The sequence below is a fragment of the Shinella sp. GW821-FHT11G07 genome, from assembly GCF_058808115.1.
This window is the reverse complement of sequence record NZ_JBXARJ010000001.1, coordinates 614,096-639,083: the sequence shown is the minus strand read 5'-3', so window position 1 is coordinate 639,083 and position 24,988 is coordinate 614,096. Positions and strand designations below refer to the sequence as shown.

20 protein-coding genes are annotated in these 24,988 nt (G+C 62.6%); 13 read left to right on the top strand and 7 right to left on the bottom strand.

All coding sequences use genetic code 11. The annotated features are described in order from the left end of the window. The first annotated feature begins 204 nt into the window (after positions 1–204). The 10 genes from AC1RT2_RS02865 (at position 205) to fba (ending at position 13,107) form a co-directional block, all read left to right on the top strand. A complete protein-coding gene (locus AC1RT2_RS02865; protein WP_493099294.1) occupies positions 205–1,236 on the top strand; it encodes an extracellular solute-binding protein in 1,032 nt (343 codons plus the stop codon). A 38-nt stretch (positions 1,237–1,274) separates the two neighbouring features. Further along, a complete protein-coding gene (locus tag AC1RT2_RS02860) occupies positions 1,275–2,702 on the top strand; it encodes an amidase (RefSeq protein ID WP_493099292.1) in 1,428 nt (475 codons plus the stop codon). Positions 2,703–2,918: 216 nt separating this feature from the next. Then, positions 2,919–3,641, top strand: coding sequence for a FadR/GntR family transcriptional regulator (locus AC1RT2_RS02855; RefSeq protein ID WP_493099290.1), 723 nt, complete (start codon positions 2,919–2,921; stop codon positions 3,639–3,641). Next, positions 3,638–4,810, top strand: coding sequence for a PLP-dependent transferase (locus AC1RT2_RS02850; RefSeq protein ID WP_493099288.1), 1,173 nt, complete (start codon positions 3,638–3,640; stop codon positions 4,808–4,810). Before AC1RT2_RS02855 ends, AC1RT2_RS02850 begins: the two co-directional genes overlap by 4 nt. 39 nt (positions 4,811–4,849) lie before the next feature. After that, on the top strand, positions 4,850–6,109 hold the full coding sequence (locus AC1RT2_RS02845; protein ID WP_069062569.1) for an ABC transporter substrate-binding protein: 1,260 nt from the start codon (positions 4,850–4,852) through the stop codon (positions 6,107–6,109). Between the two features lie 87 nt (positions 6,110–6,196). Beyond that, the gene (locus AC1RT2_RS02840) at positions 6,197–7,120 is read left to right on the top strand and encodes a carbohydrate ABC transporter permease (protein WP_493099286.1); all 924 of its coding nucleotides are present in this window, start codon (positions 6,197–6,199) and stop codon (positions 7,118–7,120) included. A gap of 4 nt (positions 7,121–7,124) precedes the next feature. Next, entirely contained in the window at positions 7,125–7,958 is an 834-nt protein-coding gene (locus AC1RT2_RS02835) for a carbohydrate ABC transporter permease (RefSeq protein WP_493099284.1), read from the top strand. Positions 7,959–7,969: 11 nt separating this feature from the next. Further along, positions 7,970–9,037, top strand: a complete 1,068-nt coding sequence (locus AC1RT2_RS02830; RefSeq protein ID WP_493099282.1) for an ABC transporter ATP-binding protein — start codon at positions 7,970–7,972, stop codon at positions 9,035–9,037. A gap of 107 nt (positions 9,038–9,144) precedes the next feature. Further along, on the top strand, positions 9,145–11,820 hold the full coding sequence (locus AC1RT2_RS02825) for a DNA translocase FtsK (RefSeq protein ID WP_493099280.1): 2,676 nt from the start codon (positions 9,145–9,147) through the stop codon (positions 11,818–11,820). A gap of 243 nt (positions 11,821–12,063) precedes the next feature. Further along, on the top strand, positions 12,064–13,107 hold the full coding sequence (fba, locus tag AC1RT2_RS02820) for a class II fructose-bisphosphate aldolase (protein ID WP_493099278.1): 1,044 nt from the start codon (positions 12,064–12,066) through the stop codon (positions 13,105–13,107). A 38-nt stretch (positions 13,108–13,145) separates the two neighbouring features. Here the strand turns inward: fba and AC1RT2_RS02815 are convergent, their stop codons facing one another. The 4 genes from AC1RT2_RS02815 to AC1RT2_RS02800 form a co-directional block, all read right to left on the bottom strand. Beyond that, a complete protein-coding gene (locus AC1RT2_RS02815) occupies positions 13,146–14,633 on the bottom strand; it encodes an HAL/PAL/TAL family ammonia-lyase (RefSeq protein ID WP_493099276.1) in 1,488 nt (495 codons plus the stop codon). Then, positions 14,626–15,456: a quaternary amine ABC transporter ATP-binding protein gene (locus tag AC1RT2_RS02810; RefSeq protein WP_493099274.1), complete on the bottom strand. Its 831-nt coding sequence runs from the start codon at positions 15,454–15,456 to the stop codon at positions 14,626–14,628. Before AC1RT2_RS02810 ends, AC1RT2_RS02815 begins: the two co-directional genes overlap by 8 nt. Next, the gene (locus AC1RT2_RS02805) at positions 15,449–16,306 is read right to left on the bottom strand and encodes an ABC transporter permease (RefSeq protein ID WP_069062577.1); all 858 of its coding nucleotides are present in this window, start codon (positions 16,304–16,306) and stop codon (positions 15,449–15,451) included. Before AC1RT2_RS02805 ends, AC1RT2_RS02810 begins: the two co-directional genes overlap by 8 nt. A 99-nt stretch (positions 16,307–16,405) precedes the next feature. Next, positions 16,406–17,440: an ABC transporter substrate-binding protein gene (locus AC1RT2_RS02800; RefSeq protein WP_493099271.1), complete on the bottom strand. Its 1,035-nt coding sequence runs from the start codon at positions 17,438–17,440 to the stop codon at positions 16,406–16,408. 509 nt (positions 17,441–17,949) lie between these two features. Here AC1RT2_RS02800 and hutC point away from each other — a divergent pair. Both hutC and AC1RT2_RS02790 read left to right on the top strand, forming a co-directional pair. After that, positions 17,950–18,690: a histidine utilization transcriptional repressor HutC gene (gene hutC, locus AC1RT2_RS02795; protein WP_444801628.1), complete on the top strand. Its 741-nt coding sequence runs from the start codon at positions 17,950–17,952 to the stop codon at positions 18,688–18,690. A gap of 477 nt (positions 18,691–19,167) precedes the next feature. Next, positions 19,168–19,791, top strand: coding sequence for a TerC family protein (locus AC1RT2_RS02790; RefSeq protein WP_493099269.1), 624 nt, complete (start codon positions 19,168–19,170; stop codon positions 19,789–19,791). Between the two features lie 55 nt (positions 19,792–19,846). Here AC1RT2_RS02790 and AC1RT2_RS02785 read toward each other — a convergent pair whose 3' ends face one another. Both AC1RT2_RS02785 and AC1RT2_RS02780 read right to left on the bottom strand, forming a co-directional pair. Further along, the gene (locus tag AC1RT2_RS02785; protein ID WP_493099565.1) at positions 19,847–21,874 is read right to left on the bottom strand and encodes a beta-N-acetylhexosaminidase; all 2,028 of its coding nucleotides are present in this window, start codon (positions 21,872–21,874) and stop codon (positions 19,847–19,849) included. A gap of 13 nt (positions 21,875–21,887) precedes the next feature. Further along, positions 21,888–22,361 (bottom strand): GNAT family N-acetyltransferase, encoded by a 474-nt coding sequence (locus AC1RT2_RS02780; RefSeq protein WP_493099267.1) that lies wholly within the window; start codon positions 22,359–22,361, stop codon positions 21,888–21,890. Positions 22,362–22,792: 431 nt separating this feature from the next. On the opposite strand from AC1RT2_RS02780, the gene AC1RT2_RS02775 reads away from it, so the two are divergent. Next, on the top strand, positions 22,793–23,935 hold the full coding sequence (locus AC1RT2_RS02775) for an alpha-hydroxy acid oxidase (RefSeq protein ID WP_069063694.1): 1,143 nt from the start codon (positions 22,793–22,795) through the stop codon (positions 23,933–23,935). Positions 23,936–23,942: 7 nt separating this feature from the next. On the opposite strand, the gene AC1RT2_RS02770 is transcribed toward AC1RT2_RS02775, so the two are convergent. After that, positions 23,943–24,977 (bottom strand): histone deacetylase family protein, encoded by a 1,035-nt coding sequence (locus AC1RT2_RS02770; RefSeq protein ID WP_493099265.1) that lies wholly within the window; start codon positions 24,975–24,977, stop codon positions 23,943–23,945. Positions 24,978–24,988: the final 11 nt, after the last annotated feature.

The window sequence follows — 24,988 nt, the reverse complement described above, 5'->3', positions numbered from 1 at the left end:
TCTCGCCATAAAACTATTTGACTAAACATTCAGTTTGTTTCTTACTGCGCCGCGAGGCAACCGCGGGGGGCGGGCGCGGGGAGATTTGCCCAGAAGGCGGGATGGCAACGGAGGGTTCGCTATCCATGAAAATCCCGCGCGCAGCAACCCGGCGTTTATTCGCGGACGGTGTGCCTCGTTTCGTCGAATCCAAGGGGGTTTTTCATGCGCATGCTTGTGACTGCCGCCACATCGATCGTCGCCCTTCTTGCCTTCGGGCAGGCCCATGCCGAGGGCGTTCTGAACATCTACAATTGGGGGGAATACACCAATCCAAAATTGATCCAGAAATTCGAGGAAACCTACAAGGTCAAGGTGACGGTCACCGACTTCGATTCCAACGATACGGCGCTTGCCAAGGCCCGGCAGGGCGGCAACCAGTTCGATATCGTCGTGCCGTCCTCGACCTTCGTGAAGATCTGGATCGATGAGGGATTGTTGCTCGCATCCCGCCCCGACCAGATGGAGAATTTCAAGAACATGGACCCGCGCTGGGTGAATGTCGCGTTCGATCCCGGCCGCCGCTATACCGTGCCCTGGCAATGGGGAACGACCGGCGTGCTGGTGGATACCGCGGTCTATTCGGGCGACCCGAACACCTCGGCGATCTTCCTCGATCCACCGCCGGAACTCGTCGGCAAGATCAACGTGCTGCCGGAAATGGGCGACGTGCTCGCGCTTGCCATCTATTACGAAGGCGGCACGGCGTGCACCGACGACCTCGCCATCCTGCGCAAGGTTCGCGACCGCCTCGCGGCTGCGCGCGACAAGTGGGTGGCGCTCGATTATCCAAGCACCGAAAAATTCGTCGACGGCGATTATGCTGCGGGTGTCAACTGGGGCGGTGCCGCCATGCGGGTACGCCTGGTCAGCTCCCGCTATGTCTATGGCTATCCGAAGGAGGGTTATCCGATCTGGATGGACAGTGTCGCGGTTTTGAAGACCGCGCCGAACGTCGAGAACGCAAAACTCTTCCAGAACTTCATCATGGATCCGGAAAATGCCGCGCTGATTTCCGCCTATGCGCGTTACGCGAACGGCATCGTCGGCTCGGAGAAATACATGCCGGAAGAGATGCGCAATGCGCCGGAAATCGTCGTGCCGGCCGAATTCGTCGACAACGGGCATTTCTCGCCGGCCTGTCCGCAGCACGTTACCGACCTCTACACGAAAATCTGGACCGAGGTGCTGAAGTGATGCGCCCTTTCGACAAGACTATCCCACTGGAGCCAAGCATGACCGATATCGACCTGTGTTACCTGCCCGCCCACGAAGCGCTCCGCCGCTTCAAGAGCCGGGAACTCTCGCCCGTGGAGCTGATGGAGGCGACGATCCGCCGGGCTGAGACGCTGAAGGCCTCGGTCAACGCACTGACCTATACGCATTTCGACGAGGCGATGGACCTCGCCCGCAAGGCCGAAGCCAAATACGCCAGGGGCGCACGCACCGGCGTGCTTGAGGGCCTGCCGGTCGGCATCAAGGACGAAAGCGAGATCAAGGGCAAGCCGACGTCGATCGGCTCGCTGATCCACAAGGATCATATCGCGGATCGGACCTCGACGATGAATGCCCGCGTCATGGCGGCGGGCGGCATCGTGCACGCACGCACGGCGACGCCGGAATTCTGCTGTGCCGGCACCACCTGGTCGCGCCTGTGGGGCGTTACCCGCAATCCGTGGAACCAGGATTTCACCTGCGGCGGTTCATCCGGCGGAGCAGGCGCCTCGCTCGCGTCCGGTACATCGTCGCTTGCGACGGGCTCGGATATCGGCGGCTCGATCCGCATTCCGGCGTCGGCCTGCGGTGTCGTCGGCTACAAGCCGCCCTATGGCCGCAACCCGGACGACACGCCGTTCAACCTCGATTTCTTCTGCCATACCGGCCCGATGGCCCGCACCGTCAAGGACGCGATCCTGCTGCAGAACGTCATGTGCGGCCCGAGCCCGGACGACATCGTCTCGCTTCGCCCGAAACTGCACCTGCCGCTGGAATACAAGCCCATCAAGGGCTGGAAGATCGCATTTTCCATGGATCTCGGCATTTTCGAGGTCGATCCGGAGGTGCAGAAGAACACGCTCGCGGCGCTCGATGTCTTCCGCTCGCTGGGCGCGACGGTCGAGGAGGTCGATCTCGGCTGGCCGAAGCACGTTCTCGCCGCCGGCATGGGGTATCTCGAACACCTTTTCGGCGGCTATCTCTCGACCCTTCTCGACACGCATGGCGACGAGATGACCACCTATGCCCGCCAGTTCGCCGAACATGGCCGGGCCTCGAAATCCACGGATTTCGTCGCGAGCCTGGAGGTCGTCGGCGAGATGTACAAGACGCTCGGGCCGATCCTCGAGCGTTACGACGTGCTCGTCTGCCCGACCAATGCACTGCCAGCCGTGCCGGCTGATTTCGACCATTCGACAGGCACGGTCGAGATCAACGGCAAGGTGGTCAACCCCTCGCTCGGCTGGGTCATGACGACGCCGTTCAACATGATGAGCCGTTGCCCTGTGCTGTCGGTGCCGACTGGTCATGCCGGCAATGGCGTGCCGACCGGTCTCCAGATCGTCGGCCGCACCTATTGCGATGCGGATGTCTTCCGCGCCGGCCTAGCCTTCGAGGAGGCGGTTGGCGGCTGGTATGGCGACGCGGCGTCTCGCCCGCGCCTTTAGGCGTACAACACAGATCGCCGGACCAATTTTCCACGCTCCATGCCGTTAAGCTAAGCGGCTTTCTCCCGGTAACGGGCCGATCTTTGGATCGGCCCGTTTTTTATTTGTGATCGATCTGCTCGCCAATGATTGCCGCTTGACAGGCAGGCTTCCCCGCATAATGCTAAGATGTCAGACCAATTTGAGAAGCTGACATCAAACAGGGAACTTGGCGTCATGCCAGCTGATCCGAGCGACAGGCCGCGAATCGAGCCGTTGCCGCCCATCGACAGGGCGCGACAGGTAACGGAGGCTATGGCCTCCTATATCGATCGTGCGAACTTGCAGGCCGGCGACCGGCTGCCGGCCGAGCGCGAGCTGATGGCGGCACTGGCGGTCGGCCGGTCGACGATCCGCGAGGCGATCCGGCATTTCCAGGCGCTCGGCGTCATGGAAAGCCGCAAGGGCAGCGGCACCTATCTCCTGAAGCCGGTGACGAGCGCCACCGTGCACATGCCGCTCTCCTTCGACGCGATACACCTGCGCGATGTGCTGCTCCAGACGCTGGAGGTTCGCCGCGGCATCGAATGCGAGGCCGGCATGGTGGCCGCGCGGCGGCGCACTGCGGAAGACGTCGTCACGATCGAGGTAAAGCTCGACGAGATGGAGCGGGTGCATCTCGCCAAGGGCACGTCCGGCCCTGAAGATCTTGCGTTCCACCTCGCCATCTACGACGCCACGCACAACCCGCTGTTCAAGCAACTTCTCGAGCAGATGCGCGGCGCCTTCGAGCGCTTCTGGGAAAAGCCGTTCAACCGGCCCGATTTCGCCCGCCGTTCCTTTCCGTTTCACCGCACGCTCTTCAACGCGATCGCCGCGCAGGACCCAGAATCCGCCCGCGCCGAAACCCTAAAAATCCTCGCCGTTGTCGAGGAAGACATCAAGGACATGTCCCAATGATCAACGGAGCCGATCCGTTCGACTTTGCCTCTCTTATCGTCGCCCATGACGAGGCGAATGCCTTTGAGGCTGTGGTTCCTCCGATCGTGCAGACCTCGCTCTTCACCTTCGGCAGCTATGACGAGATGGTGGCCGCCTATCGTGGCGAGATTGTGCGGCCGATCTATACGCGCGGCCTCAACCCGACGGTGCGTGCTTTCGAAGAAATGCTGGCGAAGCTCGAAGGCGGGGGGGATGCGCTAGGGTTTGCCAGCGGCATGGCCGCGATTTCCTCGACGGTGCTCTCCTTCGTCGAGCCGGGCGATCGCATCGTCGCGGTGCGCCACTGCTATCCGGACGCCTTCCGTCTGTTCGGCACGCATCTGAAGCGCATGAAGATCGAGGTGACCTATGTCGATGGTCGCGACGAGGAGGCGGTCGCGAAAGCGCTGCCGGGCGCCAAGCTGCTCTATCTCGAAAGCCCGACGAGCTGGGTGATGGAGGCGCATGACGTGGGTGCGCTCGCCGCCCTTGCCAAGCAGCAGGGCGTCGTCAGCGTCATCGACAACAGCTGGGCAAGCCCGATCTTCCAGCGGCCGCTGACGCTGGGCGTCGATCTCGTGCTGCATTCGGCCTCGAAATATCTCGGCGGTCACAGCGATGTCGTCGCCGGCATCGTCACCGGCTCGAAGGATCTGATCGGCCGCATCCGCTCTGAGGCCTATCCGTATCTCGGCGGCAAGCTGTCGCCCTTCGATGCCTGGCTGCTGGTGCGGGGGCTGCGCACCCTGCCGATCCGCATGAGGGCGCATGAGGCGTCCGCGCTCGACATCGCCAAGCGGCTGCAGGCGCTGGATATCGTCGACACGGTCTTCCACCCGGCGCTCGCCAATCGCCTGCCGCCGGGGCTGACCGGCACATCCGGCCTGTTCTCCTTCACCTTCCGCGAGGGCATCGATATCCGCGCCTTCGCCGACCACCTCAAGCTCTTCAAGCTCGGCGTCTCGTGGGGCGGCCACGAGAGCCTGATCGTGCCGGGCGAGGTGGTGTTGCAGCAGAAGGCCCAACCGAATTCCGCGCATACATTCGGCATCGATGCGCGGTCCGTGCGTCTTCATGTGGGCCTGGAGGGAACCGAGGCCCTGTGGAGTGATCTGGAAGCGGCGATAACAGCCGCATCCGAAGCCTGACGTCAGAAATCAGATTCAACCAGAAAAGAGGGAACGACCATGAAGAGACTTTTGACCGCAGCCCTGCTCACCACGCTCATGGCGACGAGCGCGCTGGCCGATACGACGCTAAAACTCGTCGAGGTGATTACCAGCCCCGAGCGCACGGAAACGCTGAAATCCATTGTGGGTAAATTCGAGGCGGAAAACCCAGGCACCAAGGTCGAGATCATCTCGCTGCCCTGGGGTGAGGCGTTCCAGAAATTCGCCACCATGGTTTCGGCCGGAGAAGTGCCCGACGTCATGGAAATGCCGGACACCTGGTTGTCGCTCTATGCCAATAACGGCATGCTCGAAAGCCTCGAGCCCTATCTTGCAAAATGGGAGCATACGCCCGGCCTGACGCCGCGCGCGCTGGAACTCGGCCGCGACATCAAGGACACGGCCTATATGTTGCCCTACGGCTTCTATTTGCGCGCCATGTTCTACAACAAGAAGCTGCTCGCCGAAGCCGGCGTTTCCGAGCCGCCGAAGACCATGGACGAGTTCGCGGAGGCTTCGAAGAAGATTTCGGCGCTGCCCGGCAAATACGGCTATTGCCTGCGCGGCGGCCCGGGCGGTCTCAACGGCTGGGTGATGTTCGGCGCCTCCATGGCCGGCGACAACAAGTTCTTCAACGAGGACGGCACCTCCACCTTCAACAGCGAAGGCTGGGTCAAGGGCCTCACCTGGGTCGTCGATCTCTACAAGAACGGCTATGCCCCGAAGGACAGCGTCAACTGGGGCTTCAACGAGATCGTCGCCGGTTTCTATAGCGGCACCTGCGCCTTCCTCGATCAGGACCCGGACGCGCTCATCGCCATTGCCGAGCGCATGAAGGCGGAAGACTACGGCATCATGACCATGCCGAAGGGACCGGGCGGCAAGACCTTCCCGACGATCGGCTTCGCTGGCTGGTCGATGTTCTCCTCCAGCGCCAACAAGGATCTTTCCTGGAAGCTGATCGAGACGCTCGAAGGGCCGGAAGGCAATATCGAATGGAACAAGCGCACGGGCGCGCTACCGGTCCACACCTCGGCTGAAAAGGACCCCTTCTATGCCAGCGAACAGTTCAAGGGCTGGTTCGCCGAGCTTGAGGACAAGGACGCCGTGCCGACCGTGATGCCGACGCATCTCGAAGAGTTCGCCTTCTTCAAGGATTCGCTGGTCATCAAGACCTCGCAGGAAGCGCTCCTCGGCGACATCACACCGGAAGACCTCGCCAACCAGTGGGCCGATTACCTCACCAAGGCACAGCAAAAGTTCCTCGCCAAGAAATAGGCCGGGGAACCTCCGGGCGGAGAACACGAGGCTCCGCCCGGAACCATCTTTCGAAACGCCGCGCAACCCGAGAACGGAAGCGAGACGATGACCGTTGCCGCCTATTCACAAGCCACCAAACCGCTCAGGAAGCGGATCGCCGACGCTTCGGAGCCCTATCTCTACAGTGCCCCGGCGCTGATCCTCATCGTCACCGTCATGCTGGTGCCGCTGGTGCTCGGCATTTCCTATGCCTTCCGCGATATCCAGCTGTTGAACCCGCTTTCCGGCGGTTTCATCGGGCTCGATCATTTTCGCGCGCTCTCCGAGGACCAGGCCTTTTTCCGGGCGCTGCGCAACACGCTCTGGTGGACGGGCGCTTCGGTCTTCCTGCAATTCATCTTCGGCCTCATCCTCGCGTTGTTGCTGGACAAGCCCTTTGCGGGTCGAGGCCTTGCGCAAGCGCTGGTCTTCCTGCCCTGGGCGGTGCCGAGTTTTCTGGCCGGCCTCAACTGGGCGTGGCTGTTCAATCCGGTCATCGGCCCGCTGCCGCACTGGATGTATGCGCTCGGCATCATGGATGCGCCGAACAACATCCTCTCCGATCCGCATCTCGCCATGTGGGGGCCGATCGTTGCCAATGTCTGGTGGGGCATTCCGTTCTTCGCCATCACCTTGCTCGCCGCACTTCAGGCGATCCCACGCGATCTCTATGAAGCCGCAAGCATCGATGGGGCAGGGCCGGTCCAGCGCTTCCTGTCGATCACGCTGCCGTTCCTCGCACCGACCATCGCCATCACCATCCTGTTGCGCACCGTCTGGATCTCCAACTTTGCCGACCTCATCGTGGTGATGACCGATGGCGGGCCGGCGGACCGCACGCAGATCGTCGCGAGCTACATTTTCACCCAGGCCTTCAAGCGGCTCGATTTCGGCTACGCCTCGGCGATCGCACTGGTGCTGCTGGTGTTGCTGCTCGCCTATTCGATGCTGATCGTCGTGCTGCGCCAGACGCTGCTGAACAAGGGTTGAAACCATGCGCACCAGCAAGCTCCTCCTCACCGTCGCGCACCGCCTTGCCATTCTCGCCTATATTATCGTGGCGCTCTTCCCGCTGTTCTGGCTGCTGAAGGTGTCGGTGACCCCGAACGACCTGCTCTACAGCGAGGGCGTGCGCATGTGGCCGTCGCGCGCGACCTTCGAGCATTACGAATTCGTCATCGCCCACAGCGCCTTCCCGACCTTCTTCAAGAACAGCCTGATCGTCGCCGGCTCCACGGCCATCGCGGTTACCATCCTTGCCTCGCTCGCCGGCTACGCGCTGTCGCGCTTCAATTTCCGGGCGAAATACTGGATCGTCGCGCTGATGCTGATCACCCAGATGTTCCCGCTGGTCATGCTGGTCGCGCCGATCTTCAAGATGCTCTCGCCGCTTGGTCTCACCAACAGCCTCACCGGCCTCGTCATCGTCTACACCGCCTTCAACGTGCCCTTCGCCACCTTCCTCATGCAGTCCTTCTTCGACGGCATTCCGAAGGATCTCGAAGAGGCGGCGATGATCGATGGGGCGACGCAGTTCATCGCTTTCCGCCAGATCATCCTGCCACTGACGCTTCCCGGCATCGCCGCGACGCTCGGCTTCGTCTTCACCGCGGCGTGGAGTGAGTTGCTCTTCGCGCTGATGCTGATCTCTGGCAACGACGCGGCGACCTTCCCGGTCGGCCTGCTCACCTTCGTCTCGAAATTTTCGGTCGATTTCGGGCAGATGATGGCGGCGGGCATCCTCGCGCTCATCCCGGCCTGCCTCTTCTTCCTCCTCATCCAGCGCTATCTCGTGCAGGGCCTGACGGCCGGCGCGGTCAAAGGCTGAAAGGGTTTCTCATGGCTTCCATCGATATCCACGGCATCCGCAAGAGTTTCGGCACCTTTCCCGTCCTGCACGGCGTCGATCTCACCATTCGCGACGGCGAATTCATCGTGCTGGTCGGCCCCTCCGGCTGCGGGAAATCAACGCTGCTGCGCATGATCGCGGGCCTCGAGGGCGTGACATCGGGCGAAATCCGCATCGACGGCAAGCGGGTCAACGACCTCGCCCCGAAGGACCGCGACATCGCCATGGTGTTCCAGTCCTACGCGCTCTATCCCCATATGAGCGTCGCCGACAACATGAGCTACAGCCTGCGGCTGCGCCGCACCGCCAAGGAGAAGATCGCCAGCGCGGTTGGTAATGCCGCGTCGAAGCTCGGCCTCGATCCCCTGCTGGAGCGCCGTCCCCGCGCGCTCTCCGGCGGCCAGCGCCAGCGTGTCGCCATGGGCCGCGCCATCGTGCGCCAGCCAAAGGCCTTTCTGTTCGACGAACCGCTCTCCAATCTCGATGCGCGCCTGCGCGAGCAGATGCGGGCGGAAATCAAGAAGTTGCATGCTGATCTGCGCGCGACCTCCATTTACGTCACGCACGACCAGATCGAGGCGATGACGCTCGCCGACCGGATCGTCGCCATGCATGCCGGCATCGTGCAACAGGTCGGCACGCCGCTCGATCTCTACGACCGGCCGGCGAACCTTTTTGTTGCCGGATTCATCGGTTCGCCGGGCATGAACTTCTTCGAGGGGCGCTATATCGCTTCGGGCGGCGAGGCTGTGCTTCGGCTCGAAAACGGTGTGGCGCTGCCCGTCGGTCCGCGTGCCGGCATCGAATCAGGCTCGGTGGCGACGCTCGGCATCCGTCCCGAACATGTGGTGCTGAGCGATCAGGGCGTTTTGGAAGCGTCGGTCGACCTTATCGAGCCGACCGGGTTCGGCATCATCATGCATGTGACCATCCACAACATTCCGCTGAAAATTTTTACGCTCGATCGCAGCATGCTCAATCCCGGCCCGAAAGTCCGCGTGAACCTGCCGTTGGAGCGGCTTCACCTCTTCGGATCGGAGGGGATGCGGCTGGATTGAAACGGGATTGTGAAGAGGATTTCGGTCCGTTCCAAAGACAATGTTAACCTTCATTTCCTAACCATCTACGCATCCCTATCGGCAATGATCGTCGAGTTTGCAGGTTCATGCGTATTTCCAGAACAAACTTCTATCCCATCCTTGAAGCCGACGTGGAAAGTGACGCGCAAGCGCCACATTATTCTCACGAAAACAACGCTTTGCCGGAAGAGATTCCGCAGGTCGAGGATTGGCATGCGGCCGGAGAGCCGATTGCCAACGACGAGGACTATCGTCCGCGGTTCCGCTCACCCGCGCTGAGGAGCTACGACCCGGGTCAATATACGGACGGAAGCTGGGAAAGCCATTTCTACATGGCCCCGAATGTCCGCTTCACGCGCACCCCCGACAAGGTGGCCGCGAAGATCGAGGAGGCGGCGGCCGAAGAGGCGCAGCACGCCCAGTCGGTCGTCGAACAGGCAGCCCCGGCAACAAAGCTTTCCGAGGCGGCACAGCTCTCGCAGTCGGAACTGCTCCAGCGTCTGCGCGAGGCGCTTGAAGATCGTCGCCGCCGTTCCGAGGAACAGCAGGCTGCGGCCGCGGCACTTTCTGTCGAACCCACGCCGCCGCTGGTCCAGGCCGTTGTTGCCGCCGGCACGACGGGTACACCCGCCGATGCCGCCGTCGTGTTCAAGCCGGCGACCCCGCTGCCGGCGCCTGCGCCCATCGTGCAGGCTGCCCCGATCGCGAAGCCCGTCGTCAAGCCGGACGTGCGCGCCGCGATCAGCCGTTTCGCCCATCTCTCCGACCATGCATTCTGGGAAACGTTTGTTCCGGACGAAGAACCTTCCGAGGCACCGGTACGACGGGCCGCCACCGTCGTGCGCATGCCCATGCCTGCGCCCGCACCGGCTCCCGTTGCCATTGCGACGCCTGCACCCGCAGTCATCGAGAAAAAGCGTGAAGAGCCAGATGCCATCGCCTCGCTGTTCCGCGTCGTCGAATGCCGCCCGGCCGCAACGCGGCAGACCGTCGTCGCCGTTTCTGAGGTGAAGCCGGAGCCGGTCGTCGCTGCTGCAACGCCGGTCATCGAGGCGGTCCCTGTTGCCGTGCCGGTGGCAGTCGAAATCAAGCCCGTGCCGGTAACCATCACCCCGGCCGCCGTCATCGAGCCTGTCCGCGAAGCCCCGTCCTCGGTGCTCTCCCGCGCCAAGCCGTTTCAGGTCACCTTGGCGACACCCGCCGGCGATACCTACGAATACCCGCCGCGCGAACTGTTGCAGGAGCCGCCGCGCACCGTCGGCTTTGTGCTGACGCAGGAGCAACTCGAGCAGAATGCCGGCCTTCTCGAAAGCGTTCTGGAAGATTTCGGCGTTCGCGGCGAGATCATCCATGTCCGCCCCGGCCCGGTCGTCACGCTTTATGAGTTCGAGCCGGCACCCGGCGTCAAATCCTCCCGCGTCATCGGCCTCGCCGACGATATCGCCCGCTCCATGTCGGCGCTGTCGGCCCGCGTTGCCGTCGTACCCGGCCGCAACGTCATAGGCATCGAACTGCCGAATGCAACGCGCGAAACCGTCTACTTCCGCGAGATGATCGACTCGGCCGATTTCACCAAGTCCGGCTACAAGCTGCCGATCTGCCTCGGCAAGACCATCGGCGGCGAGCCGGTGGTTGCCGAACTCGCCAAGATGCCGCACCTGCTTGTTGCCGGCACCACCGGCTCGGGCAAGTCGGTCGCCATCAACACGATGATCCTGTCGCTGCTCTACCGGTTCCGCCCGGAAGAGTGCCGCCTGATCATGGTCGATCCGAAGATGCTGGAACTGTCGATCTATGACGGCATTCCGCACCTGTTGACGCCCGTCGTCACCGACCCCAAGAAGGCCGTCATGGCGCTGAAATGGGCCGTGCGCGAGATGGAGGACCGCTATCGCAAGATGTCGCGCCTCGGCGTGCGCAATATCGATGGCTACAACAGCCGCGTGGCCACGGCGCGCGACAAGGGTGAGACGATCACCATCAGCGTGCAGACCGGCTTCGACAAGGGAACCGGCGAGGCGATCAACGAGGATCAGGAACTCGCCCTCGATCCGATGCCCTACATCGTCGTCATCGTCGACGAGATGGCCGACCTGATGATGGTCGCCGGCAAGGAGATCGAAGGCGCGATCCAGCGACTCGCCCAGATGGCGCGTGCTGCCGGCATCCACCTGATCATGGCGACGCAGCGCCCCTCGGTCGATGTCATCACCGGCACGATCAAGGCGAACTTCCCGACGCGCATCTCCTTCCAGGTGACCTCGAAGATCGACAGCCGTACCATCCTTGGCGAGCAGGGTGCCGAGCAGCTTCTTGGCCAGGGCGACATGCTGCACATGGCCGGCGGCGGGCGCATTTCGCGCGTGCATGGTCCGTTCGTGTCCGACGAGGAAGTCGAAAAGGTCGTGCTGCACCTGAAGGCGCAGGGCCGTCCGGAATATCTCGAAACGGTCACCGCCGAAGAAGAGGACGAAGAGGACGAGAAGCCGGCGAGTGGTGCGGTGTTCGACAAGGGCGACATTGCAGCCGAAGATGGCGACGATCTTTACGAAAAGGCCGTCAAGGTTGTCATGCGCGACCGCAAGTGCTCGACCTCCTATATCCAGCGGCGTCTCGCCGTCGGCTACAACCGTGCTGCCTCGCTCGTCGAGCGCATGGAGAAGGAGGGTCTCGTTGGTCCTGCCAACCATGTCGGCAAGCGCGAGATCATCAGCGGCGAACGCAACAGCTTCCAGGCGCCGGAGCCAAGCGACGACGAATAAGATTTGCTCCGGCGGAGATTGCCCCGCCGCCGGGCATTTGTCCTACTTATTTGAATTGGATGGATTTTCCGGATCCGGCTCGCGTTTGCGGGCCGGATTTTTGCCATGTCCACGGGAAATTTATTCCAAGCCCCGCATTTAATCGATTTGGCTTGTATCGCGGTCTTTCAGGCCTGTTGCATATGGCGGACGATCTGTGAATAGTGCCGCCGACCCGTGAAACTGCATCCAAGGAGGACAGGAATGGCATTGATCACCATGCGGCAATTGCTCGATCACGCAGCGGAAAACGACTACGCACTGCCGGCATTCAACGTTAACAACCTGGAATATATCCAGGCGGTCATGCGCGCGGCGGATGCGACGGATTCTCCGGTGATCCTGCAGGCGAGCCGCGGTGCGCGTGCCTATGCCGGCGACGCTTTCTTGCGCCATCTCATTCTCGGGGCGGCCGAAGAATACCCGCATATCCCGGTCTGCCTGCATCTCGACCACGGCGACCAGCCGTCGACCTGTATTTCGGCCATCACCAACGGCTTCACCTCGGTCATGATGGACGGTTCGCTGCTCGCCGACGGCAAGTCGATCGCCAGCTACGAATACAATGTCGACGTCACGGCGGAAGTCGTGAAGATCGCGCATGCGGCCGGTGTTTCGGTGGAAGGTGAACTTGGCTGTCTCGGTAACCTGGAAACGGGCGCGGGCGAGAAGGAAGACGGCCACGGTTTCGAGGGCAAGCTGACCCGCGAAGAGCTTCTGACCGATCCGGACCAGGCACTCGACTTCGTCTCGAAGACCGGCGTCGATGCACTCGCTGTCGCCATCGGCACCAGCCACGGCGCCTACAAATTCACCCGCGCGCCGGATGGTGACATCCTGTCGATCGAGACGATCGCGAAGATCAACAAGAAACTGCCGAACACGCATCTCGTCATGCACGGTTCCTCGTCGGTTCCGCAGGAGCTGCAGGATCTCTTCACCACCTATGGCGGCGAGATGAAGCAGACCTGGGGCGTTCCGGTCGCGGAAATCCAGAAGGCCATTCCGCTCGGCGTGCGCAAGGTCAATATCGACACGGACCTGCGCCTCGCCATGACCGGCACGATCCGCAAGAACTTCAAGGAAAAGCCGGATAATTTCGACCCGCGCACCTACCTGAAGCCGGCAACCGCCCTGATGGCGGAAGTCTGCAAGGAGCGCTTCGAAGCCTTCCGCACCGCCGGCAAGGCCTCCAGCATCCGCGTCAAGCGCCTGCCTGACATGGCGAAGTTCTACGCGACGAAGTAGGCTTTTGCCCCTCCCGGTTTTGCCGGGAGGGGTTTTCACTATGCGGTGGTCGTACGGAGAAGGTTCCGCACGCTCGCAAGCAGGCCATTGAGCGGCCGGTCGTCGCGATAGATCGGGACCACAGTGCGGACGCGCTCGTAAAGGGCTCCGGTGCCCGTCGCCTTGCCGCTCTGGCTCGGCTGCATGTCATAGGCCTGCGTCGCGCTCATCACCTCAATTGCCAGAACGGTTTCCAGATTGGCGATGATCGCGAGTGCCTTGTCTGCCGCCGGGGTGGCGTGTGTCAGAATGTCTTCCTGCAGGGCAGAGGTAATGCCGCCGTCGAGACTGGCGGGGGCGGCGAGGCGGCGGTTTTCGGCAACGAGGCCTGCCGCCGTGTACTGGATGATCATGAAGCCGGAGGCAACGCCGCTGCCTTCCGCCAGAAAGGCGGGCAGGTTGCTGACGAGCGGGTTGACGAGGCGGTCGAGGCGGCGCTCGGAGATGGCAGCCAGCTCAGCAGCCGCGACGGCGAGCCCATCCATGGCCAGTCCGAGCGCGGCGCCGATGGCATGCGCCTGCGAATGCACTTCGGGTGCTTCGGGCGAGCCGGCCACGACCGGATTGTCCGTGACGCTCGCAAGCTCGCGGTTCACCACGTCGGCAATCTGCGCAATGCTGTCGCGCACCGCGCCATGCACCTGGGGTACGCCACGAAGGCTGAGCGGGTCCTGCGTGCGCGACCCTGCCGATTGCGCGAGCAACGGGCTGCCGGCCAGCAGGCGGCGAAGATTGTCGCCGACCGTCTGTAGACCGGGCGAGGTGCGCAATGCAAGCGGCGCTGCGGCAAACGGGTCCGCCTGTGCGCCAAGATTTTCGTAGCTCATCGCAGCGGCGGCATCGGCCCAATCGAGCAGATGCACCGTGCGGGCAACGGCGAGGCTTGCAAGACCGGTCGCGCAGGGCGTGCCGTTGACGAGGCTGAGGCCTTCCTTGGCGCCAAGCACCAGCGGTGCGTGACCGAGCATCTTCATGGCCTGCATGCCGGAGACCGTCTCGCCCTTGTGGCGCGCTTCGCCTTCGCCGATCAGCAGGAGGCCGATAGCGGCGGCGTGCGTGAGGTAGCCGACCGATCCTTTCGACGGGATGACCGGCAGGATATCGGCATTGAGCAGCGCCAGCAGCGTCTCAACCGTCTCGACGCGCACGCCGGAATAGCCGTGGGAAAAATTGGCGATCTGGGCGGCCATCACGGCGCGGGTCTCTTCCCGGCCGAGCGGCTCGCCGACGCCGCAGGCGTGGCTGAGCAGGATGTTTCGCGACAGCGCCTGCTGCTCGGGGATGTCCACGATCACGTCGCAAAGCGCGCCGACGCCGGTATTGATGCCGTAGCCGCGCACGCGCCTGGCCACGAGCGCATCGACAATGGCACGCGCATCGGCGATGCGCTGCCATGTCTTGCCCGACAGGGAGAGCGCCGCGCCTTTCGCGACAGCGGCGATCTCCTGCCAGGTGAGGGGGCGATCGAGGACGATCGTCTCAGGCATGCTGGCTTTCTCCTGCGCCGGCGCGGCGCTGCACGAAGCGGGCGACATAGTCGTTGGCGGGGCTGTTGAGGATTTCGCTCGGCGTTCCGACCTGCACCAGCTTGCCGTCTTTCAGGATCGCGATCTGCGCACCGATGCGCAAGGCCTCGTCGAGATCGTGCGTGATGAAAACGATGGTCTTGTGCAGGTTCTTTTCGAGCTGGAGAAGCTGGTCCTGCATGTCGGCGCGGATCAGCGGATCGAGCGCGGAAAAGGCCTCGTCCATCAGGATGACGTCGGTGTCGGCCGCCAGCGCCCGCGCCAGGCCGACGCGCTGCTTCATGCCGCCGGAAAGCTGGTGCGGAAACTTGTTCTCGTAGCCGGCAAGACCGACCGTCTCGATCCATTTCATGCCGATCGGCTTGGCATCGTCCTTGGTGAGCCCACGCACGCGCTGGCCGTAGACGACATTCTGCAACACGGTGCGATGCGGCATCAGCCCGAAATTCTGGAACACCATGCTGACCCGGCGGTTACGGAAGTCGCGCAGGTCCTTGGGCTTGAGGTCGAGCACATTGCTGCCGTCGACGAGGATCTCGCCGCTTGTCGGCTCGATCAGGCGGTTGATGTGGCGCACCAGCGTCGACTTGCCGGAGCCCGAGAGCCCCATGATGACGAAGACGCGGCCGCCCGGAATGTCGAGGCTGACATTGTCGAGGCCGACGCTGCACCCGGTCTTGGCGAGGATTGCCGTCTTGTCGGCGCCATCCTTGGTCATCGCCAGCGCGGTCTTCCAGTTGCCACCGAAGATCTTGGAAACGTTGCGGATTGCGATGTCAGTCATTGCCGCGTTCCTTCCGGCTGGATTGGCCAAAACCTTGCGTAATGCGATCGAGCACGATGGCGAGAATGACGATGCCAAGGCCGGCTTCCAGCCCCTTGCCGACGTCGAGCGTCTGGATGCCGTTCAGCACCTGCTCGCCGAGGCCGCGCGCGCCGATCATCGAGGCGACGACGACCATGGAGAGCGCCATCATGATCGTCTGGTTGAGGCCGGCCATGATGGTGGGGGTGGCAAGCGGCAGTTCGACGCCAAAGAGGATCTGCGGCGGGCTGCCGCCGAAGGCCGTCGCCGCTTCAACGACTTCGCCATCCACTTGGCGGATGCCAAGATCGGTGAGGCGGATGAGCGGCGGCACGGCGTAGATGATGGTGGCGAGCACCGCCGGCACCTTGCCGAGGCCGAAGAGCATGATCGCCGGAATGAGATAGACGAAGCTCGGCATGGTCTGCATGACGTCGAGCACCGGCAGCGTGATGCGGCGCATCAGCTCGCTTTTCGCAAGCCAGATACCCATCGGAACGCCGATGGCGACGGAGATGAGGCTGGCGATCAGCATCAGCGCCAGCGTCTGCATCGTCAGGTCCCAGAGCCCGAGCGCGCCGACGGCAAACAGCATCACCGCGACGATGATGACCAGCGAGATTTTTTTCGAGGCGAACCAGGCAAGCGCCAGGAAGACGATGAAGACGGCCCACCAGGGCAGGCCGCGCAGGATCCACTCCACGAAGAGGATCGCCTGAAGGAGGGTTTGCGAGATCGCCTTGAAGACGAAACCGTAGTTCACCACCAGCGACTGCACAAAGTCGTTGATGGGGCCTCGAATGGAAATGTGAAAAGCTTCAGGAAACATCGGTGAGATCCTCGCGCGCGCCTGCCCGCCATCCGGCGACCGGCCCCTGTCCTGACGGGAAAAGGCTGCGCGCCGGAAGACCGGCGCACAGCCCTGCGATTACTTGACGGCCGCTTCGATGCGCGCCTTGGCATCCGCCGAGACCCAGCCGCCCCAGACGTCGGACTTGGTCTGGAGGAAGTTCTTGGCGGCTGCGACGGCATCGACCTTCTGGTCGGTCATGTAGGCGAGGCTGGCATTGACTTCGTCCAGCGGGAAAGTCGCCTTTTCGAGGATTTCCATGATTTCAGGCGCTTCGCCGGCAAAGGTGCTGTTGACGCCGTAAGCCACTTCCACGGAAGGGAAGGCGCAACCGGCGTCACGCTTGCCATCGGCGCTGGTCAGTTCCTTCCAGCAGGCGTCGTTGTAGGCCGGCTCTTCCAGCTGGATGAGCTTGTACTTGCCCATGATCGCCGTCGGGCTCCAGTAGTAGAACAGCATCGGCTCGCCCTGGAGATAGGCCGAAGCGATCGCCGCGTCGAGCGCCGTGCCGGTGCCCGGGCGGAAATTCACGTAGGTCTCGCCGAGCTTATAAGCTTCAAGCTTGGCCGTGTTGACGCCTTCGCAGGTCCAGCCCGACGGGCAATTCAGGAAGCGGCCCTTCGACGGCTCTTCCGGGTCCTTGAACAGTTCGACGATCTTCGGGTCGGAGAGCTGCTCGACGCTCTTCAGGTCCGGGGCCTTGGCTTCGATGCCCTTCTCGGCATCGCCCTTCACCAGATATTCCGGCACGAACCAGCCTTCGGCGGCGCCAACGAAGGTCTTGCCGACCGACTTCACCTGGCCGGCGGCAGCCGCCTTGTTCCAGATGTCCGAGCGGCCGATCCATTCTTCGGCGAAGATCTGCACGTCGTTGTTGGCGGTCGCCTGTTCCAGCGTCACCGAGTTGCCGGGGATGGAATCGACCTTGCAGTCGTAACCCTTGGCAAGGATTTCCTTCATGACCTCTGTGATGAAGGCGCCGCTTTCCCAGTCGATGCCGGCAAAGGTGACGGTCTTGCCGTCGCCGCAATAGGAGGCCTGCGCCGTGCCGGAGGAGACGCCGATGAAGGCGACGGCGGTGAGAAGTGCGTATTTCAGGTTGGAATTCAGCATGTCAGTTCCCCTTTTTTGATGATGGTAACGTTGAAAACCAGCGATTTTGAAAGGCCGCCGGGGCGGCGTCATGCATGCAGGACCTTTCGTGAAGTTCACTATACAACTTAGTAGACAACTATCCTGTTCCGCACGCGATGGCGCGTGTCTGCGCGCGACATTTTATGTCGCTTTCAAAGTGACTCGTAAGGGTGGCGAGCGTGTTGTTGCGTCACTCGATGCCAGCGGGGTTCTATGTTGCGAAATTCGCGGGCAGCGGGCAATTTTCTGACCCGATGCGTCTCGCCAGATTGCCTGCGACGGCTAGCCGGCTGATCTTTACGTCATGCTTGCGCAAGTCGACTATTTGTCGGAAGCTGTATAGGATAGTCGGCAGAAGATGCCTAAGTTGTATATGTGACTTGATGGCTCCGACCAGACAAGAAAGTGACGTGAATCAAAAAGCATGCTTACCTTGGTCGTATAGAACCTATAGGCGGATGCTGATTGGAATGCGGGGAGCCGTGGCGATGCTGAACGAAGAAACCGGCCTTTTGGCAAGGGACGCGAAGGACCGCGCTGCGCCGATCTACGAGCGTATGAAGACTGAGATCCGGGCGCGCATCGAAACCGGCGAATGGCCGGTCAACCACCGCATTCCATCTGAAAACGAGCTGGTGGATACACTCGGCGTCAGCCGCATGACGGCGAACCGGGCGCTTCGCGAACTTGCCAACGAGGGTGTGATCACCCGCGTGCAGGGCAAGGGCTCCTTCGTCGCGCCGAAGAAGCGCAGCGCCCTGGCGCTCGGTGTGCGCAATATCGCCGATGAGATTCTGGAGCGCGGCGCGGTTCACCGCATGGAACTCATCCTTGCCCAGGCCGAGACCTGCGGACATGAGCTTGCCGCCGCGCTGGAACTCGATATCGGCGCCCAGTCCTTTCACTCCGTCATCGTGCACAACGAGGATGACGTGCCGATCCAGCTGGAGGATCGCTTCGTCAATCCCGCCGTCGCGCCGGATTATCTGGAGCAGGATTTTTCGAGCACGACGCCGAACGCCTTCCTGACCAGCATCGCGCCCATCGCCAAGACGGAACAGTTCATCGAAGCGGTGCTGCCGCAGCCTTGGGAATGCAAGCTGCTGGCGATTGCCCGGTCGGAGCCCTGCATCCTCATCCGCCGCCGAACCTGGTCGCAAGATCGCGTGGTGACGACGGTGCGCCTGCTTTACCCGGGCTCGCGCTATCGGCTCCAAAGCAATTTTTGACAGGAGAGGCGGCGTCAATCGCTTCGCCACGGATTGACGACCAAATATCCGGCTATCCGAACTATGAACCTTCCTGCCGGAAGGTGGCCACCTGGTGTGGACATGTAGCCACCGAGCCATCGGCCGAAGCGGTTTGATGCGATTGCCGCCTCGCGCCATGCCGATAATCGCTTCCCACGAGACGGTGCGTCATGGGCGGATACGGATCGCGGCAGGAGCCCAAGTGGAAACGTTGAACGCGTTGGTCATAGAGCGCTGCATAAACGTTCACGGCTGATCAAATTTTGTTGAAAATCCCGTGTGAATCCGTGAAGGCTTCCGGGTGGCTGGATCGCTTCTGATGGCGGCTACCGCGGAGGCTTGCAGTCTCGCGGTGCCGTCCCGTCCGATGCGTGACGTCCATCCGAGACAAACGTGCCTGTTGGCCGCCTGCGGTGTTCCGATCGAGCGGCTTGCCAAGACCAGATGGGGAGAAAAATGGACATTCTAACGGCGGCCGGTTTGACGGCGCTTCTGCAGGTCATCGCGATCGACCTCGTTCTTGCGGGCGACAATGCCGTGGTCATCGGCCTTGCAGCCGCAGGTCTTCCGACGGAGCAGCGCAAGAAGGCCATCCTCGTCGGCATTCTGGCGGCCACCATCCTGCGCATCGCCTTTGCGACGGTTGCGGTTCACCTGTTGGCGATCATCGGTCTTTTGCTGGCGGGCGGCCTGTTGCTGCTCTGGGTGTGCTGGAAGATGTGGCGCGAACTGCGCACCGCTCACGGTGATGACGACGCCGCCCTCGCCGAAGGCGCTTCCCGGAAGACGTTCTTCCAGGCGGCAACACAAATCGTCATCGCCGACGTCTCCATGTCGCTCGACAACGTTCTGGCCGTTGCCGGTGCGGCGCGCGAACACCCGAGCGTCCTTGTCGTCGGTCTCGCACTGTCCATCGCCCTGATGGGTATTGCCGCAAACCTTATCGCGCGCCTGCTGACGCGGCACCGCTGGATTGCCTATGTGGGTCTCGCGATCATTCTCTATGTCTCGCTCGACATGATCTATCGCGGGGCACTCGAAGTCATGCCGTATCTCGCGAACGGAACGGCTGCGCTGTAATCGTCCCCGGCCGATGCCGGCTTGCCCGGCGTCGGCTACAAACCGATGTTCGGCCCTAGGCCAGGGGATAGCCGTAGAGCACGGGCATGAGCCCGGCCGATGCCTTGAAGCGGTCCCAGGATTTTCGCTCCTTCTTCGTCCAGCCCGTCTCGGCGATAGCCGAAAGCCGCGGGAAGACGAGGCGATCGAACACGGCGCGGTCGGTCATCGGCTCCGACCAGATGCAGGCCTGGACGCCCCGAAGATTGGCCTTTTGCGCATCGCTCCACCCCGCGATGGGGTCGAAGGCATAGGTCATCTCGGGCGCCGACCAGCCTGCCCAGCTTGCGCCCGGCTCGTCCCAGTCGGGGCTGTTGGCCATATCGAGATAGTAGGCCTGGCCGGGGCAGACGACCATGGAATAGCCTTCGTCGGCGAGCGCCGCGGAAACCTGCATGTCGCGCCAGCCGCAAAGATAGACTTTTTCCTTATCGATGATGTTGCCGTGCGCCGCCTCCTCCCAACCGCCGGTCACGCAGCCCTGTGAGGCGAGGAATTTCTGCACGCGCTCGAGGAAGATCGCCTGCAGCACCGCAGCACCCGAGCCGTCGATGACGTCGGCGCCATGCGTGTTGGTGATTACGTTCAACCGACGGGCATGGGCCTGCGCCACCGCATCGCCGCCGATGTCACGCAGTTTCGCAAGCGCCTGCGGAGAGCCGGACCAGGCGCCGATCGGCACCTCGTCGGCGCCGACATGGATCGTCTTGAAGGGGAAGAGTTCGATCAACTCCTTGAAGATCGTCTCAAGCACCGTATAGGTCTCTTCCCGGACCGGGTTGAGGCAATTGTCCGGAAAACCCTGGACGGAATAGTAGCTGCCCTCTTCCTGCGGGTCGCGCAGGCCGGGAATGGCCTGCTGCATGGCAAAACAATGGCCGGGCACGTCGATCTCCGGCACGATCTCGATGCCAAGGATTTTGGCATGGGCGACGATCCCGCGAATAGTTGCCTTGGTGTAGTAGCCGCCGCTTTTCTCCGGTCCCGTGCCGAGAAGGGGCGGGATCGCCATGCCCTCGCCGCGCCAGGCACCGATCTCGGTGAGGACGGGATAGGCGTCGATCTCGACGCGCCAGGCCTCGTCGTCGGAGAGATGCCAGTGGAAACGGTTGAGCTTATTCCAGGCGAGAATGGCCAGCAGCTTGCGGATTTCGGCCTCGCCGTAGAACTGGCGCGCGACGTCGAGATGGAGGCCGCGCCAGGCCATGGATGGCGCGTCGGAAATCTGTCCTTCGCTCGGGAAGTTGTAGGCATCCGGGAAGTGACGTGCGCCGCGCCAGATCTGCCCGAGCGTGACGAGGCCGTAGAAGAGCCCGTTACGCGTTGAGGCGGAAATGGAGACAGAGGCGGGAGAGAAGGCGATCTCATAGGCTTCCGGTGCAAGGCCGTCCTTCAGTTGAAGATGAACCGGAAGGCCACCTTCCGAAACGGGGCGGACGATGCCTTCGACGGCGAAGAGGGCCTCGGTCAAAGTGGTGAACGCCTGGGCCGCTTCTTCTGCCTCCGTGCCCGCTGCGACAAGCGTAAAGCCGGCTGGAACGGAGCGGCGGCCGGAGACTGAAACGTGGTTTGGCCAGGGGATGATGGAAACCGGCGCAGGAGGAGTCGTCGGGACGGGATAAGCCTCCACCCCGCGCTTGAGCGGCGCATTGCTGCCCGTGAGCTTGGTGGGGGCGGCAGTGACGGCGAGCGTGCGTCCGTCGTGGAAGGCGAGGTAGGCGCCTCGCGCGCCGTCCGTCCAGTGTTTGAACGCCCAACTCAGCCCATGAATGGTGATGGCCCAGCTTTCCCCCGGTTCCAGCTCGAAACCATCGGGTGGCAGCAGTTCCGTGAAGTTGGAAAGCCGCATGCCGACTGCGCCGCCCTCGACATCCGACGTCGGGTCGACCCGCCCGGGTCCGCTGACGCACAGGCGAAAATCGCGAAGCGTCGCTTCAGAATTGTTCTTCAGGCGCAGCGTGTAGGCCATCTCCCGGTCATCGGTCGCCGGCGTCCACGCGGTTTCGAGCTCAAAGGCGGATCGGTTCTGCAAAGGCATGGTAATCTCTGGCCTGGGGTCACTGAACGTCGAGCATTCCGGCATAGACGCCGGGCGCGGAGTTGGGGATCGGCATGGCGCCGACCGTTTTTTCGTAGAAGGCCGAAGGGCCGACATCGCCGATGATGGCGTAGCCGTAGCCCATGGTCCTGAGATCGAGGAGCGAGGCTAGCAGCAGGGCATGGCCGATGCCGAGCCCCCGCGCTTCCTCGTCCACACCCGTCGGGCCGAAAAAGCCACGAGCAATCGATTCATGACAGGCGAAACCGACCAGCCGTTTTGCGCGCGTTGCGATGAAGCAGGTGGGCGGTTGGCGCGTCAGGGCAATGGACGTCTCGCTCGCCCAGCCTTTGCCGAACCGTTGCGAGACCCATTCCGCCACCAGTTGGGCTTCCGGCGCCAACGGTCGGCGGATCGTCACGCCAGCCTTGGCCATTCTGGCGTCGAGGTCCGGATTGGGGGCGAGGAGCGAAAGGTTGACGAGATAGTCCAAGCTGAAATTCCCTGGTTTGTGCTGCAATCGCGGACGTGGTTCGGGCGACCTGCTCGATCCCTTTCGGTGCCGACCGCTAGGGGCACGAGCGCGCGTCCTCCCTCTTGCTTCGGCATTTGTAGTCAATCAATTTGATTTAATCAAAAGGGTGCTCTCCGTTCTCGCTCAATGCGAATCTCCGTGATCGGGGAAAGATTTCGGCCGAAAAGCTCCGTGAAGCCGGCGGCCATCGCGACAAAGGGCATGATTTTTCAAGGGCGAAGATCGAACTTCATCAGCAGGCAGGGCGCCCGGAATGTCACCGAATTTCCCGCGGTTGCGCCGAGGAATCCGTTGCGAGCGACGAAAGTGCCTCGTAAAAGGTTGCTGCCCGGAATGAGCGGAGACCCCCGGCGGTGGCGCCGGATGTTGCGAGGACAGACAGCATGAGTGTGAGCCAGGACCTGACGATTGCAGACCTCAAGGAACGGGCCCGCCGCCGCGTGCCGAAAATGTTCTTCGAATATGCGGATTCGGGCGCGTGGACCGAGGGCACTTACCGGGCGAACGAAGAGGACTTCCACAAGATCAAGCTGCGCCAGCGCGTGCTCGTCGACATGAGCAACCGGCTGCTCGAAAGCGAAATGATCGGCGAGAAGGTTTCCATGCCCGTGGCGCTTGCCCCCACCGGCTTCACCGGCATGCAGCACGCAGACGGCGAAATGCTGGCGGCCCAGGCGGCGGAAGAGTTCGGTGTGCCCTTCACGCTTTCGACAATGAGCATCTGCTCCATCGAGGACGTGCGCTCCGTCACCTCAAAGCCCTTCTGGTTCCAGCTCTATGTGATGCAGGACAAGGACTTCGTCTATAACCTGATCGACCGCGCGAAGGCCGCAGGCTGCTCGGCGCTGGTGCTGACGCTCGACCTGCAAATCCTCGGCCAGCGCCACAAGGATTTGCGCAACGGTCTTTCCGCCCCGCCGCGCTTCACCCCGAAGCATCTGTGGCAGATGGCGACACGGCCTTTCTGGTGCATGGATATGCTCGGTACCAAGCGCCGCACCTTCGGCAACATCGTCGGCCATGCCAAGGGCGTTGGGGACCTTTCGTCGCTCTCCTCCTGGACATCGGAGCAGTTCGACCCGCAGCTTTCCTGGAAGGATATCGAGTGGATCCGCGACCGCTGGGGCGGCAAGCTCATCCTCAAGGGTATTCTCGACGAGGAAGATGCGCGCATGTCGCTCGATAGCGGCGCGGATGCGATTATCGTTTCCAATCACGGCGGTCGCCAGCTCGATGGTGCAGCCTCCTCGATCAGCATGCTGCCGCGCATCGTCGATGCGGTCGGCGACAGGATGGAAGTCCATCTCGATGGCGGCATCCGCTCCGGCCAGGACGTCCTGAAGGCGCTGTGCTATGGCGCCAAGGGTACCTATATAGGTCGCCCCTTCCTCTATGGCCTCGGCGCGGGCGGCAAGGCCGGCGTGCGCCGCACGCTGGAAATCATCCGCAAGGAGCTCGACATCACCATGGCGCTCTGCGGCGAGCGCGACGTGAAGAACCTGTCGCGCAACAACCTGCTCAAGGATATCTGAAGGCGCGTCAGGCGCCTTCGAAACCCTGCAGGACATTCACCGCGTTGACGCCGAGCGCATCGACCGCATAGCCGCCCTCCATGACGAACAGCGTCGGCAGGCCGAAGTCGGCGATGCGGCGGCCGATCGTCAGGAAATGCTCGCTCTCCAGTTTGAACTGTGAGATCGGGTCATCCTTGAAGGTATCGACGCCGAGCGAGATGACGAGAGCGCTGGGCGCGTAGGAGCCGATCCTGGCATGCGCGTCTTCGAAGGCTGCAAGCCATTCCGGCCAGGCGGTGCCGGCAGGAAGCGGATAGTTGAGATTGTAGCCTTCGCCCTTGCCGACGCCGCGTTCGCGGGAATAGCCGAGGTGGAAGGGGAATTCGAAATCCGGGTCGCCGTGCAGGCTGGCGAGCAGCACATCGTCACGGTCGTAGAAGATTTCCTGCGTGCCATTGCCGTGGTGGTAGTCCACGTCGAAGATCGCGACACGGCTGTGCCCGTTGTCACGGAAGCGCTGGGCTGCGATGGCCGCGTTGTTGAGGTAGCAATAGCCCCCGAAGAAGTCGCGGCCGGCATGGTGACCGGGCGGGCGGCAGAGCGAGAAGGCAGCCTTTTCGCCCGCCAGCACGGCATCGGCGCCGGCAAGTGCGGTATCGGCGGCGCGTTTGGCGGCCTGCCATGTCGTCTCGGTGATCGAGCCGGCCATGTCGAAGGAATAATAAGAGAGGCGGGCGTCCAGCCCGGCGGGCGGGGCGTCGATCATCGGCATCGAGCGATGGCGCCAGCTATAGGGCCAGACCTCGCCATCGCGGCCGGCGGCGCGCCATTCGGGGAACACCGTTTCCAGAAAATCGAGATAGTCGGGCGTGTGGATGCGTTCGATTGCGGCGCGCGGATAGGACGTCGGCTCGATAACCGGGCCGAGCCCGGCCTCCTTCACCCGCCGAAGCACGATTTCGGCGCGCTCCGGCTTCTCGAAGGTTTCGACGATGCGGCCGAAGGAAAGCTCCATGCCACTGTGATGCAGGTGATGGTCGGCAGTATAGAATGTCTTCATTGCATCCGCCC

Excerpts from the sequence above, each read along its gene's own strand:
- AC1RT2_RS02860 (WP_493099292.1), top strand. The coding sequence starts at position 1,275 with ATGACCGATATCGACCTGTGTTACCTGCCCGCCCACGAAGCGCTCCGC.
- AC1RT2_RS02800 (WP_493099271.1), bottom strand. The coding sequence starts at position 17,440 with ATGCTGAATTCCAACCTGAAATACGCACTTCTCACCGCCGTCGCCTTC.
- AC1RT2_RS02790 (WP_493099269.1), top strand. The coding sequence starts at position 19,168 with ATGGACATTCTAACGGCGGCCGGTTTGACGGCGCTTCTGCAGGTCATC.
- AC1RT2_RS02865 (WP_493099294.1), top strand. The coding sequence starts at position 205 with ATGCGCATGCTTGTGACTGCCGCCACATCGATCGTCGCCCTTCTTGCC.
- AC1RT2_RS02845 (WP_069062569.1), top strand. The coding sequence starts at position 4,850 with ATGAAGAGACTTTTGACCGCAGCCCTGCTCACCACGCTCATGGCGACG.
- AC1RT2_RS02825 (WP_493099280.1), top strand. The coding sequence starts at position 9,145 with ATGCGTATTTCCAGAACAAACTTCTATCCCATCCTTGAAGCCGACGTG.
- fba (WP_493099278.1), top strand. The coding sequence starts at position 12,064 with ATGGCATTGATCACCATGCGGCAATTGCTCGATCACGCAGCGGAAAAC.
- AC1RT2_RS02770 (WP_493099265.1), bottom strand. The coding sequence starts at position 24,977 with ATGAAGACATTCTATACTGCCGACCATCACCTGCATCACAGTGGCATG.
- AC1RT2_RS02815 (WP_493099276.1), bottom strand. The coding sequence starts at position 14,633 with ATGCCTGAGACGATCGTCCTCGATCGCCCCCTCACCTGGCAGGAGATC.
- AC1RT2_RS02840 (WP_493099286.1), top strand. The coding sequence starts at position 6,197 with ATGACCGTTGCCGCCTATTCACAAGCCACCAAACCGCTCAGGAAGCGG.
- hutC (WP_444801628.1), top strand. The coding sequence starts at position 17,950 with ATGCTGAACGAAGAAACCGGCCTTTTGGCAAGGGACGCGAAGGACCGC.
- AC1RT2_RS02810 (WP_493099274.1), bottom strand. The coding sequence starts at position 15,456 with ATGACTGACATCGCAATCCGCAACGTTTCCAAGATCTTCGGTGGCAAC.
- AC1RT2_RS02855 (WP_493099290.1), top strand. The coding sequence starts at position 2,919 with ATGCCAGCTGATCCGAGCGACAGGCCGCGAATCGAGCCGTTGCCGCCC.
- AC1RT2_RS02830 (WP_493099282.1), top strand. The coding sequence starts at position 7,970 with ATGGCTTCCATCGATATCCACGGCATCCGCAAGAGTTTCGGCACCTTT.
- AC1RT2_RS02835 (WP_493099284.1), top strand. The coding sequence starts at position 7,125 with ATGCGCACCAGCAAGCTCCTCCTCACCGTCGCGCACCGCCTTGCCATT.
- AC1RT2_RS02850 (WP_493099288.1), top strand. The coding sequence starts at position 3,638 with ATGATCAACGGAGCCGATCCGTTCGACTTTGCCTCTCTTATCGTCGCC.
- AC1RT2_RS02805 (WP_069062577.1), bottom strand. The coding sequence starts at position 16,306 with ATGTTTCCTGAAGCTTTTCACATTTCCATTCGAGGCCCCATCAACGAC.